12 protein-coding genes are annotated in these 11,662 nt (G+C 53.5%); 4 read left to right on the top strand and 8 right to left on the bottom strand.

Annotated features, from left to right (window positions below; translation table 11 throughout):
• Both P8O11_RS05500 and P8O11_RS05495 read left to right on the top strand, forming a co-directional pair.
• Positions 1–1,834, top strand: a 1,834-nt coding sequence (locus tag P8O11_RS05500) for a DNA gyrase C-terminal beta-propeller domain-containing protein (RefSeq protein ID WP_300292488.1), incomplete at its 5' end; no start/stop codon positions are given.
• Between the two features lie 268 nt (positions 1,835–2,102).
• A complete protein-coding gene (locus tag P8O11_RS05495; RefSeq protein ID WP_300292486.1) occupies positions 2,103–2,486 on the top strand; it encodes a DoxX family protein in 384 nt (127 codons plus the stop codon).
• Between the two features lie 42 nt (positions 2,487–2,528).
• On the opposite strand, the gene P8O11_RS05490 is transcribed toward P8O11_RS05495, so the two are convergent.
• The 3 genes from P8O11_RS05490 to P8O11_RS05480 form a co-directional block, all read right to left on the bottom strand.
• Positions 2,529–3,989: a carboxypeptidase M32 gene (locus tag P8O11_RS05490; protein WP_300292484.1), complete on the bottom strand. Its 1,461-nt coding sequence runs from the start codon at positions 3,987–3,989 to the stop codon at positions 2,529–2,531.
• 4 nt (positions 3,990–3,993) lie between these two features.
• Positions 3,994–5,139, bottom strand: a complete 1,146-nt coding sequence (ctaA, locus tag P8O11_RS05485; protein WP_300292482.1) for a heme A synthase — start codon at positions 5,137–5,139, stop codon at positions 3,994–3,996.
• A gap of 65 nt (positions 5,140–5,204) precedes the next feature.
• Entirely contained in the window at positions 5,205–5,948 is a 744-nt protein-coding gene (locus P8O11_RS05480) for an RNA methyltransferase (RefSeq protein WP_300292480.1), read from the bottom strand.
• A 142-nt stretch (positions 5,949–6,090) separates the two neighbouring features.
• Between P8O11_RS05480 and P8O11_RS05475 the strand changes: the two genes are divergently transcribed.
• The gene (locus P8O11_RS05475) at positions 6,091–6,711 is read left to right on the top strand and encodes a thiamine phosphate synthase (RefSeq protein ID WP_300292478.1); all 621 of its coding nucleotides are present in this window, start codon (positions 6,091–6,093) and stop codon (positions 6,709–6,711) included.
• A gap of 14 nt (positions 6,712–6,725) precedes the next feature.
• Here P8O11_RS05475 and P8O11_RS05470 read toward each other — a convergent pair whose 3' ends face one another.
• The 3 genes from P8O11_RS05470 to P8O11_RS05460 form a co-directional block, all read right to left on the bottom strand.
• Complete coding sequence (locus tag P8O11_RS05470) at positions 6,726–7,577, bottom strand: 1-acyl-sn-glycerol-3-phosphate acyltransferase (RefSeq protein ID WP_300292476.1); 852 nt, start codon at positions 7,575–7,577, stop codon at positions 6,726–6,728.
• Positions 7,574–8,341: a GNAT family N-acyltransferase gene (locus tag P8O11_RS05465; protein WP_300292474.1), complete on the bottom strand. Its 768-nt coding sequence runs from the start codon at positions 8,339–8,341 to the stop codon at positions 7,574–7,576. The genes P8O11_RS05470 and P8O11_RS05465 overlap by 4 nt, the downstream gene beginning before the upstream one ends.
• A 103-nt stretch (positions 8,342–8,444) precedes the next feature.
• A complete protein-coding gene (locus tag P8O11_RS05460) occupies positions 8,445–8,630 on the bottom strand; it encodes a DUF3553 domain-containing protein (protein WP_300292473.1) in 186 nt (61 codons plus the stop codon).
• 27 nt (positions 8,631–8,657) lie between these two features.
• Between P8O11_RS05460 and P8O11_RS05455 the strand changes: the two genes are divergently transcribed.
• The gene (locus tag P8O11_RS05455) at positions 8,658–9,257 is read left to right on the top strand and encodes a histidine phosphotransferase family protein (RefSeq protein WP_300292472.1); all 600 of its coding nucleotides are present in this window, start codon (positions 8,658–8,660) and stop codon (positions 9,255–9,257) included.
• Here the strand turns inward: P8O11_RS05455 and P8O11_RS05450 are convergent.
• Together P8O11_RS05450 and proB are read right to left on the bottom strand one after the other, a co-directional pair.
• On the bottom strand, positions 9,254–10,510 hold the full coding sequence (locus P8O11_RS05450) for a glutamate-5-semialdehyde dehydrogenase (protein ID WP_300292471.1): 1,257 nt from the start codon (positions 10,508–10,510) through the stop codon (positions 9,254–9,256). The two genes, P8O11_RS05455 and P8O11_RS05450, sit on opposite strands and share 4 nt — an antisense overlap.
• Before the next feature lie 14 nt (positions 10,511–10,524).
• On the bottom strand, positions 10,525–11,637 hold the full coding sequence (gene proB, locus P8O11_RS05445; RefSeq protein WP_300292490.1) for a glutamate 5-kinase: 1,113 nt from the start codon (positions 11,635–11,637) through the stop codon (positions 10,525–10,527).
• Positions 11,638–11,662: the final 25 nt, after the last annotated feature.

The raw sequence follows: 11,662 nt of genomic DNA, 5'->3' as shown, positions 1-11,662 counted from the left end.
CCAAGACGAATCCGACCGCAACGGCGTCCGCGTCGTCGTCGAGCTGAAGCGCGACGCCACTGCTGAAGTTGTACTCAACCAGCTGTTTCGATTTACGCCGATGCAAACCTACTTCGGCTGTAACATGCTGGCGCTCAATGGCGGCCGGCCGGAGCAACTCACGCTTCGTAATTTCTTGATTTATTTCATAGACTTCCGAGAAGATGTGGTTGCGCGCCGCACGGCATATGAGCTGCGGAAAGCACGTGAGCGGAGCCATATCCTATGTGGTTTGGCTGTCGCCGTTTCAAACGTCGATGAGGTGGTAGCAACAATTCGTTCCTCAGCTGATGCCGCTGAAGCACGGTTCAAACTTATGGAGCGCCGCTGGCCTGCTGGCGACATTGTCGGTTACTTGAAGCTCATCGATGACCCGCTTCACCCTGTGAATGATGATGGGACATATAACCTCTCAGAAATTCAGGCACGCGCCATCCTAGAGCTTCGCTTGCAGCGCCTCACACAAATCGGCGTTAAAGAAGTCACCGATGAACTTGAGGAACTTGCAGGAAAAATTAAGGAATACCTCGAAATTCTCGGATCACGCGAGCGCATCATGGGGATAATTTCTGACGAACTAAAAGAAGTTCGCGAACTTTTTGCAGTCCCTCGCCGTACCGAAATCGTCGACTGGTCGGGCGACATGGACGATGAAGACCTCATCGAACGCGAAGATATGGTCGTCACTGTGACATCAGGCGGCTATATCAAACGTACGCCTCTGGCAGACTTCCGTGCTCAAAAGCGGGGTGGAAAAGGTCTGTCTGGCATGCAAACCAAAGAAGAGGACGTTGTCACAAACCTTTTCGTTGCCAATACCCATACGCAACTTTTGTTCTTCACAACGGAAGGCATGGTCTACAAGCTTAAGACATGGCGCCTGCCACAAGGCTCACGCACATCCAAAGGCAAGGCAATCGTCAATATACTGCCAATTCCCCCTGGGGTTTCCGTGGCTGCGATTCTTCCGATTGATCGTGATGAGAAAGACTGGGCCGAGCTTCAGATCATGTTCGCGACATCTGCAGGTGACGTTCGACAGAACCGCCTCTCAGACTTCACAAACGTTATGCGCAACGGCAAGATAGCTATGAAACTTCCAGAGGATGGATCAGTTCATATGGTCAATGCTCGGATCTGTTCTGATCAAGATGATGTCATGCTTGTGACAAATGGGGGTCGTGCGATCCGTTTTCCGACAACGGATGTGCGCGTCTTTAACTCCCGCGCCTCTACGGGTGTGCGTGGCGTACGCCTTCAACCTGACCAACGCGTTGTTTCCATGTCAATTATTCGCCATTTTGAAGCAAGCTCAGACGAACGGGCCGCGTACCTAAAGATGCGGCGCGCTATGGCAGGCCTTGCTGATGATGCTGAAGGTGTCGACGACGAGGGGGATGCAAACGCGAGCATCTCGCAAGAGCGTTATGCGGAAATGTCAGCGCAGGAAAACCTCATTCTCACGCTTACAACAGGTGGCGCAGGCAAACTCAGCTCAAGCCATGACTATCCAGTTCGTGGACGCGGTGGTATGGGTGTTACTGCGATGGACAAGGCCATGCGCGGTGGTGATATCGTCGCTTGTTTCCCTGTGGAAATGGAGGATCAGATCATGCTGGCAACCTCAAAAGGACAATCCATTCGCGTACCTGTCGAGGGCATCTCCTTCCGCTCGCGCAGTGCAGGTGGCGTAAAAGTATTTAACACAGGCAAAGGCGAAGAGGTTGTCTCTGTCGCATGGATCGCCGATCCAAGCGATGACGAGGATACGCCTGAAGACTCTGTTGAGGAATAATGTGAAGGCTGTTCAAAATTGCACAGATACTGTGCGAAATTTTACATTGTGACACGGCGGCGAGAGCACTGGGCTCGTAACAAGTTTGTGTTACTTGTGGATTGGCCACTGGGAGCTGAATAGGCGTGCGTTTTAAATGCACGCCTTTTTTATTTTGCCAAATCAAGCAAACGTGCAAATACGCACAGTATCTTCGCGCTCGTGCCCGTATTCACAACACGCACAGTCAACTATCTCTCGTTCCACACACTCTTGGGAACGACATAAAATGACACACCAAATCAACATAGCTCTTCTAATCGCGCGCATCCTGATGTCACTTCTGTTCATCATGGCCGGCATCGGTAAACTCGGCAATGTCGAAGGCTTTGCAGGCTTTATGGCCTCTGGCGGAATTCCAGAATTTCTTGCCTGGCCAGTGATCCTCTTTGAAATCCTAGCCGGTTTTGCAATCCTTGCAGGCTTCATGACCCGCCCCACAGCTCTGGCACTTGCAGCATTCTGCGTAGCCTCTGGTCTGCTTTATCACTTTGACCCATCAGACCAAAACCAGATGAACAACCTTTTGAAGAACCTTGCACTTGCAGGCGGATACATAGCACTCGCTATCGCTGGCGCAGGTAAATTCTCTTTAGATGGCCGCAAGGGCTGAACAAAAGAGAGCTCTGCAGGACTCGACCTGCGGCGCTCTTTTCTAGCCAAACTTTCTTTCAAGATAGCCGAGCAGAGGCCCTTCGCTCGGGACCATTTCCGACGCTCTCTCAATAAGCTCAGTTGGACGATAAAGCCCGCCATGGATCTGGACCGCGTCTTTGAGCCATTCTGTCGCGCCAGAAACATTTCCTACCGCGAGCTCACTGTCCAGATTGGGTCGTGCAACGCGTAAGGCTTCATATAGACAGCCAGCGTAAACATTGCCCAACGCATAAGTCGGAAAATACCCCCAAAGCCCACAAGACCAATGCACATCTTGTAGTAGTCCGTTGGATGGCTTGTCGACAGCATAGCCAAAATCGGCTTCAAAACGACTGTTCCAAGCCTCCTCCAGGTCGCGTGCTTCAAGCTTTCCAGCAATGACATCTCGCTCCAGCTCAAAGCGGAGCATGATGTGCAAATTGTACTGAACCTCATCAGATTCTGTTCGGATGTAGCCTTTGTTCAGACGATTGACGGATCGAAAAAAGACATCCTCATTCGCCACTCCAAAGTCGCCAAAAGCGTCTTTCATCTTTCCAAAAAGCCAGCCCGTAAAGGCCCGAGAGCGTCCCAATTGGTTTTCATAAATACGGCTCTGGCTTTCATGAACGCCCAGAGAAACACCCCCGCCGAGCGGTGTGAGCAAGTGCTCTGATGCTATGTTTTGTTCATAGGTCGCGTGGCCCGTCTCATGAATCGTAGAATAGATACTTTTAAACGGATCAGTCAGTGCCGTGCGTGTCGTGATACGAACATCATCGCCTGACCCTGAAGAAAAGGGATGCACAGCCTTATCTAGACGACCCTTTTGCATGTCATAGCCAAAGGTCTTCGCCAAAGACCGTGCAAGCCGCATCTGCTTTTGCTCGTCAAACTCAAACTTGAGTTCTGGCGGTTGATCCGCGTCCATCACTTTATAGCGCAGCGCGACAAGCCTCGGACGCATCGCTGCAAACGTCGCAGCCACATCCTCGCCGCTGGTGTCTGGCTCATAGTCATCCAAAAGTGCGTCATAGGCGTCACTGCCCTGAGCGAGAGCACTGGCCTCATCACGCTTGAGCGCAATCATCTCTTCTAAAGCTGGTAAGAACGCCGCCACATCTTCCCTTTCGCGCGCGTCAGCCCAGATACGCTGTGCGCTTGAGCTGAGCTTCGCAATGGCTTCGGCAAGCTTAGCTGGAACACGCTGGCTGCGCTCAAAGCTACGGGCAATATGACGGACATTGGCTGCACATACGGGATCAAGTGTACTCGCATCGATCTTAGCAAGCCACTCCCCAATCTGTGGGTGGGTCTTTCGGGCATGGAGCACCGATTCCATCGCAGCGAACTCTTCTGCACGCTGGCCAGCGGCCTCTTCCGGCATCATTGTCTCCTGATCCCAGCCTAGACGGCCAGCAATTTGCCCCAACGCTTCTGTTTGACGCTGAAACGCCATTAACTCATCATACGCAGACATGCTCTTACCCCTCCCTGATAGAGGACGCGCGTGGGTATTGCGCCATAAAGCGCGCGCGAATTATCAAAACCCAGAGCAATGCTGCCGTCGCTTGGTGCGCAATCGCGATATGCCAAGGCGCGGCTGTGACAACCGTATAAATCCCGAGAGCAATTTGGAAAAACAGCACATAAACAGCGAGAGAGAACGCAGATTTTGTTGTGCGGTTGGCTGATTTGCGAGCCTTGAAAAAAATCATGATCGTGAATCCAAGAAGCACATAGCCAGCCATACGGTGAATAAACTGTACAAGCCCTGGGTTTTCAAAAAAGTTACGCCAGATCGGCTCGATCATCAGAGGGTTGGGCGGCACAAACTGCCCCCCCATCAGCGGCCAATCTGTGTAAGAACGACCCGCATCAATACCTGCCACCAAAGCACCTAACAATATTTGTAAAAACGCAAAATGCATCCAGCCCGTGCCCAGCGAAAAGAGTTTCGCCTCCCGCAGGCGACGTGCTTGCATCAAGTCTCTCTCGGGACGCGAGAGCAACAGCACATACCACGTGATAAATCCGATGATCACAAACGCGAGGCCAAGATGTGTTGCGAGCCTGTAGCTTGCCACATCAGTCATTGAACCTGTAAGACCAGAAGATACCATCCACCAGCCGATTGCACCCTGTAGCCCTCCGAGGCCGCCCAGAAGCAACAGTCTTGGCGTCCACCCAGTCGGAATTTGGCGGCGCAAAGCAAACCAAAGAAAGCCAACCGCCCAAACGAGCCCAACGACACGACCAAGCTGACGGTGGCCCCATTCCCACCAATAGATGACCTTGAAGTCGTGCAAATCCATCCACTTGTTTTGCAATTGGAATTCGGGGATCTGCTTGTACTTTTCAAACTCTGAAAGCCAGTGCGCCTCATTCAAAGGTGGCAGCGCGCCAGTCAGTGGACGCCACTCCGTGATCGAAAGTCCGGAATCGGTCAACCGTGTCAGTCCCCCGACAACGATCATCGCAAAAACCAAAACACCTAAGAGAATGATCCATGCTCGGATAGCAAGGCGAGCACCGCCCTGCCCCTTGTCGATCATTCCGCCCTTCGGAGCCAGAGGCGCCGTGCCCTTTTCTCCGCTCACATCCTCAAATATTGCGCGTTTTTCGGCCATGTCGTTCCTCGTTTCCTGTCGCTTGGCCTCAAACTAGGGTGCGCCTTGGTGGGCTGCAAGCGCCCTTAGTTGTCTTTGCCCCTGATAAGTTGACGCAGTGCGCCATGCAGCATTTGCACATCTGCCCGTGTCAAAGGCATACGGCTCCAGAGGTTGCGCAGATTTGTTTTCATATTCGCCGCCTTTTCAGACGGAAAGAAAAAGCCGCGTTCATCCAGCCGCTCTTCCAAATGAGTGGCCCATGCTTCAATGTCTCCTCCTGTAGCAGGGTCCCCTCCACGAGCTATTTCCATGCGCTCATGACTGATCTCTCCTTGAGCGCGACGCCACTCATAGGCAGTGAGCAGCACACATTGCGCTAGGTTGAGGGAGGGAAAATCAGGGTTCACAGGCACAGTGATCAGGGCATTGGCTCGCGCGACATCCTCGTTTTCGAGCCCTGCCCGCTCTGGTCCAAAGAGCACAGCGACTTTCTCGCCAGAGGCAAGCTTCTCTGCGGCCAGCGCCATCGCTCTCTCAGGGCTCATCACAGGCTTTGTGAGCCCCCGGATGCGTGCCGTTGTGGCAAAGACATAGGTGGTGTCCTCGAGCGCCTCGGCCAGACTATGACTCACCTGTGCCTCGTCGAGCAAACGGCCCGCTCCAGACGCCATAACAACTGCCTTTTCATTCGGCCAGCCATCGCGCGGTCCTACAACACGCATACGATCCAATCCGAAGTTCCACATCGCACGCGCAGCTGCTCCGATGTTTTCGCCCATCTGGGGACGTACAAGAACAAACAGAGGCTGCTTACCTTCGCTGGGCATAAAGAAAGTTCCTTTCGCGGTTTGCGCCGTTCTAGAAGAAAGCGTGCCCCGCGCCAAGCCAACAAACCCTGATACCCGCAAAGCCCCTTGGCCACACGAAAAAATCGCGCTAGAAGAGCGGACGCCAAATCAGGAGGCCAATATGGCACAAGACGAAACGCCACAGATCTATTTGATCACACCTCCTGATTTTGAGCTGAGCCGTTTTCCATCACAGCTAGCCTCGGTGCTGGACACCCATGAGATCGCTTGCGTCCGGCTTGCGCTTGCAAGCCATGATGAAGACACGCTCTGCCGCGCAGCTGATGCGTTGCGCGAAGTTACGATGGCGCGCGATGTCGCCTTGGTGATTGAGCGTCATATCCTGCTTGTTGAGCGTCTTGGCCTTGATGGCGTGCATCTTACTGATGGAAGCCGTTCTGTTGCGAAAGCACGCAAAGCTTTGGGTCAAGATGCAATTGTCGGCAGCTTCTGCTCTGGATCGCGCCATGATGGCATGGCCGCAGGCGAAGCAGGCGCAGATTACATCAGCTTTGGACCGATTGGCGACACCTCTTTGGATGATGGCACTCAGGCGGAATTTGATCTCTTTGACTGGTGGTCACAAGTGATCGAAGTGCCTGTGGTGGCTGAGGGGGGTCTTGATGCTGAGTTGATCGCCAAGTTTGCGCCTGTGACAGACTTCTTCGGTTTGGGGACTGAACTCTGGTCTACAGATGATCCTGTTGCGGCTTTGGCGCGCCTTCACGCGGTCATGAGCTAGGTCTCATGCATGGCCTAGCGCCGCGCATGATAAACCTCTGCCACCTCAGCAAATTCTAACGGCATACCTTTGCGAACAGCCGCTTCAGCCGCCTTCGCGAGAGCCTTACGGTCTGAAAAATCGGCAACGCGCAATGGCGTGTGGTATTTTACTGTCACGCGCCCACCACGACCAGCGGAGAGCGTTTTCAAGAGATGCGAGCCAAAATCCATATCTCCCCACCAGCCATAAAACCGTGCCGTCTCGCCAAAGGGGGCCTCATAAACAACTGTCACAGGCTGAACAAACAAACGATCGCGTAAAGGCTTCGCAAAAAAGGCCTGAAACAAAGTCGGCTTAAAAGGTAAAACGCGAAGGCCGTCTGTCGATGTCCCTTCTGGGAAGAACAAAAGCTTGTGCCCCGCCAGCAACCGCGCTTCAAATATTTCCTGCTGAAGTTTGGCCTCGCGTGGATCGCGTTTGATAAAAACGGTTCCCGTTGCCCGTGCCAGCCAACCAATTCCCGGCCAGCGCGCCACTTCAGACTTTGACACAAAGTAAACGCGCTTGCGTGCATTCAGAGTAAATATGTCAAGCCAGCTGCTGTGGTTCGCCACAACAGCTCCCGCGTCTTTCATTTGCGATCCTTCTGCACGGTGCTCCACACCGAGAATTACAAATGCGCCACGACACACAACCTGTGTTATATATGGCGTCCAAGGCCTGTTTAATCCAAACAAGGGCCGTTCAAAAAGCCTCAGAGCAAGCAGCAGCGCAAGCCCGCCAAACACTAATAGTGCGAGAAGAACAGCCCGCAGACCAACGCGTAGCCAGCCCAAGGGGCTTATCGATTTTTCTTCGGCAGGGCTATCTGACTCCCAAGTCATTGGCGACCCTGATAAATTGAGCGGCTGCGTGCGGGCATAGCTTCAGTGTCCAAAATCAGGCAGACGTCTGTTGTGTTGAAGTCTCGATCAATAAACGCCCCCTCACCCACCACACCCCCAAGCCGCAAATAGGCTTTTATCAAAGCAGGCACTTCGAGCATTGCGGTTCGACGATCAATTTTTGCTTCTGGTATCAAGTTCATGGACTGAAAAGATATTTCCAAAGCCCTGACACGCAGCGCATCTGCGGCAAGATGACGGTGATGCAAAAGAGACAGCGGCGCACTGAGTTTGTCTATGTCGGTACCATGAAAACTCGCCACTCCAAACATAAGCTCGATCTGATGCTCTTGAGCAAACTCTGCAAGCGCATTCCACAAATGAAACATCGCAGCACCGCCACGGTATGCTGGATCAAGACAAGAGCGGCCCAACTCAAGCAGCGTGCGCCCAGAATCCTTGAGCTTGCTCAGGTCATATTCACTTTCAGAGTAAAACTGCCCTGCCTGAGCAGCGCCATCTTGGTCCATAAAGCGATACACCCCAACGACATGATCAGGCGCTTTGGCACAGCGCGCTTCATCTATCAAAATCAAATGGTGACTGGCCGTATCAAACCTGTCTCGTTCAAAGCGCATGTGGTGATCCACAAGAGCCCCATCACTGCCAAGCTCTTCGACAAAAACACGATATCTCAGGCGCTGCGCGCCCAATAGGTCGGCCTCACTTTGGGCAAGTCTGATTGTAAATCGCGGCTCGCTCATGGCCCCTCATTTGCGCTAGCGGTTCTGGTGCTCTTCTAGGAGCGTGCTTGCTTGGGTGCAAGAAGAGTCATTTTTACGCGAAAGGTTAACCTTTCGGTAATCTCTATTCGTCATCTAAAACCAACACCAGTTCGACACGTGTTCCGTCAATCACAACCTTGCCCGCTTCGGGGAAGTTAATAGTGGCTTTGCCACCAATGTTGGATTGCACCTGCCCAATCCCCCAGTGGGGCATTAGCGGGTGGCGCACTCGCATACCAGGTGCCAGGATAGCGTTTAAGTCGATCATGAAGAGACGCTACAGGAAGGACAACATATGGCACAAGACCCGCTTTCACTGGCAAAACTGATCGCCTCACGCATTTGTCACGATTTGATCAGCCCTGTGGGCGCGATTGCCAATGGCATTGAGCTTGTGGCCCTTACAGGTGCCGATAGTACACCTGAGTTCGAGCTCATCTCTGACTCTGTTGCAGGCGCAAATGCCCGCATCAAATTTTATCGTGTCGCGCTCGGCATGTCCTCCGCTGAACAAAAACTAGGCCGTTCCGAAATCAGCACCATTCTCGGCGCGTTTTATAAGGGCACGCGTCTTACCTGTGCTTGGGACGTTCAAGACCACTGCACTCGCACAGAGGTTCAGGCTGCTTTTCTCGCACTCCTTTGTGTAGCAAGCGCATTGCCAACGGGAGGGCAGCTTACCGTTGAGCGTGATGATGACACCTGGAATATCTTCGCTCAGGCCAATTTAGTGCGCGCAGATGAAGCGCTATGGGCTTCTCTCGCAAGCGGTATTGCCCCTAAAACCTTAGAGCCAGCAGATGTCCAATTTGCCATGCTTCCAGAATGCGCCAGCACACTAGAGCGCCGTGTCCGTTTTGAAATTGCCGACAACAGTCTGCTGATTAGCTTCTAACTACGTACGGTTCCGTCACCATCGACAAGGTATTTAAAGCTCGTCAACTGCGCCGCCCCGACAGGCCCGCGAGCATGCATTTTTCCTGTTGCGATGCCTATTTCCGCGCCCATGCCAAACTCGCCGCCGTCGGCAAACTGGGTTGAGGCGTTGCGCATCAAGATCGCACTATCAAGCCGCTGAAAGAACCGTTCCGCTGCGCCATCATCTTCTGTCAGGATGCAATCTGTGTGGTTTGAGCCAAATTCACGGATATGTGCAATCGCCTCATCAAGGCTTCCAACAGTCTTCGCCGCGATGATCATATCAAGGTATTCACAACCCCAGTCAGATGAACTTGTAGGTATAACTCCCTCAATTGTCGAAATTTCTTTATCTCCACGCACCTCAACACCCGCCTCGAGAAGCGCTTTTATAATGCCTTGGCCGATCGTGCTCATCACATCCTTATGGATAAGCAAACACTCAGCTGCGCCGCAAATCCCTGTGCGCCGTGTTTTCGCATTCAAAATTACATTCAGCGCCTTCACAGGGTCCGCCTCTGCATCCACGTAAATATGCACGATCCCCTCAAGATGTGCAAAAACAGGCACCCGCGCTTCACGTTGTACAAGGCCAACAAGCCCCTTGCCGCCCCGCGGGACAATCACATCGATATAGTCCGTCATCGTAAGCATTTCGCTTACTGCCGCGCGCTCACGTGTTGGCACTAGCTGGATACTTTCTTCAGGCAGACCCGCCGCTTTCAAACCTGCAACGAGACAGCCATGCAAAGCACTTGAGGAATGGAAACCCTCCGATCCACCACGCAAAATCACAGCATTGCCCGCCTTGAGGCACAGAGCGCCAGCGTCTGCGGTTACATTTGGACGGCTCTCGTAAATCACACCGATCACACCGAGAGGCGTTCGCACACGACGAATATGAAGCCCTGACGGCCGGTCCCATTCTTCAAGGATCTCTCCCACAGGATCGGTCTGCCCCGCGACGGCTTTCAGCCCCTCCACAATGCTTCGCACGCGCGCTTCATCCAGCATCAGGCGGTCCATCATCGCTGGGCTCAAGCCCTTTTCAGCGCCATACGCCATATCTTTGGCATTCGCCGCGATGATCTCTTCACGCTGCGCCCAAACCGCTTCCGCCGCGGCTAAAAGCGCATCCCGTTTTTGATCTGAGCTTGCAAACGCCAGTTCCGCCGCGGCGGCACGCGCCTTTTGGCCCATCTGTTGCATCATCTCGGGAATATGTGTCATCGGATCGTAGCCTTTCAGATGGTCAGTGCCATATCGTCTCTGTGTATGAGGGCTGCTCGCCCAATATAACCAAGAATAGCCTCAATCTCGTCACTCTGATGGCCCTTGATCGCACGCGCTTCCTCGCCAGTATACCGGGCAAGCCCGTGCCCAAGCACTGCGCCGCTCGCGTCGCAAATTTCTACAGGCTCTCCACGTCCGAAGCTCCCGTTCACATCTGTCACACCCGCCGGCAAAAGACTCTTTCCTTGCGCAAGCGCTTTCGCGGCACCCGCATCAAGCAGGATACGACCCTGAGGCTTCATTGAAGCAATCCAGCGTTTACGCGCGGCCTGCGGATCGCCTTCGGCTGCAAAGAGCGTATGTGCCGCGCCCTCTTCAATTGAACTCAACGGCCGCAATGGCGAGCCTAAAGCGATAATCATCTCACAGCCTGCGCCTGTAGCCGTCTTGGCCGCCATAAGCTTGGTCTTCATTCCGCCTTTGCTCAAACCTGTTCCCACATCCCCTGCCATCGCTTCAATTTCGGGAGTGATCTTTTCTACACGATCAAAGCGCGTTGCCGAAGGGTCCAGCGCGGGGCTTGCAGTATAAAGCCCGTCAATATCACTCAAGAGGACTAAAAGGTCCGCGCCGACCGTGACAGCCACCTGCGCTGCCAAACGGTCGTTGTCACCATATCGTATTTCATCTGTTGCGACGGTGTCGTTCTCGTTCACAATCGGTACAACACCAAGGCTCAATAGCTGCTCAAGTGTGGCGCGGGAGTTCAGGTAGCGGCGCCGGTCAGCACTGTCTTCCAGCGTCACAAGAACCTGACCTGTAATGATCCCATGTGGCTGCAAAACTTCTTCATAAGCGCGCGCAAGACGAATTTGTCCAACAGCCGCTGCCGCCTGTGACTGCTCCAAAGCAAGCTCCGCAGGTGGCAAACCAAGCACCCCGCGTCCCAAAGCGATAGAACCAGACGATACCAGAACAACATCTTGCCCCCGTGCCTTCATCCGAGCAACATCTTCTGCGAGGCTCACAAGCCAGTCCGCTTTTAGTCCGCCAGCTGCAGGATCAACCAACAGGGCCGAACCAATCTTAACAACAATGCGCCGTGCTTTGCTTAGGGCTGCCATGGCTCCGCCTCCATGCCGAGCGCTG

The sequence above is a fragment of the Lentibacter sp. genome, assembly GCF_029254145.1.
Lineage (GTDB): Bacteria > Pseudomonadota > Alphaproteobacteria > Rhodobacterales > Rhodobacteraceae > Lentibacter.
The sequence above is the reverse complement of the archived record's forward strand: the minus strand, read 5'-3'. Positions and strand labels throughout refer to the sequence as shown.

What these genes read in the sequence shown, in the direction of transcription:
- P8O11_RS05495 (WP_300292486.1), top strand. Translation starts at nt 2,103, where the DNA reads ATGACACACCAAATCAACATAGCTCTTCTAATCGCGCGCATCCTGATG.
- P8O11_RS05490 (WP_300292484.1), bottom strand. Translation starts at nt 3,989, where the DNA reads ATGTCTGCGTATGATGAGTTAATGGCGTTTCAGCGTCAAACAGAAGCG.
- ctaA (WP_300292482.1), bottom strand. Translation starts at nt 5,139, where the DNA reads ATGGCCGAAAAACGCGCAATATTTGAGGATGTGAGCGGAGAAAAGGGC.
- P8O11_RS05480 (WP_300292480.1), bottom strand. Translation starts at nt 5,948, where the DNA reads ATGCCCAGCGAAGGTAAGCAGCCTCTGTTTGTTCTTGTACGTCCCCAG.
- P8O11_RS05475 (WP_300292478.1), top strand. Translation starts at nt 6,091, where the DNA reads ATGGCACAAGACGAAACGCCACAGATCTATTTGATCACACCTCCTGAT.
- P8O11_RS05470 (WP_300292476.1), bottom strand. Translation starts at nt 7,577, where the DNA reads ATGACTTGGGAGTCAGATAGCCCTGCCGAAGAAAAATCGATAAGCCCC.
- P8O11_RS05465 (WP_300292474.1), bottom strand. Translation starts at nt 8,341, where the DNA reads ATGAGCGAGCCGCGATTTACAATCAGACTTGCCCAAAGTGAGGCCGAC.
- P8O11_RS05460 (WP_300292473.1), bottom strand. Translation starts at nt 8,630, where the DNA reads ATGATCGACTTAAACGCTATCCTGGCACCTGGTATGCGAGTGCGCCAC.
- P8O11_RS05455 (WP_300292472.1), top strand. Translation starts at nt 8,658, where the DNA reads ATGGCACAAGACCCGCTTTCACTGGCAAAACTGATCGCCTCACGCATT.
- P8O11_RS05450 (WP_300292471.1), bottom strand. Translation starts at nt 10,510, where the DNA reads ATGACACATATTCCCGAGATGATGCAACAGATGGGCCAAAAGGCGCGT.
- proB (WP_300292490.1), bottom strand. Translation starts at nt 11,637, where the DNA reads ATGGCAGCCCTAAGCAAAGCACGGCGCATTGTTGTTAAGATTGGTTCG.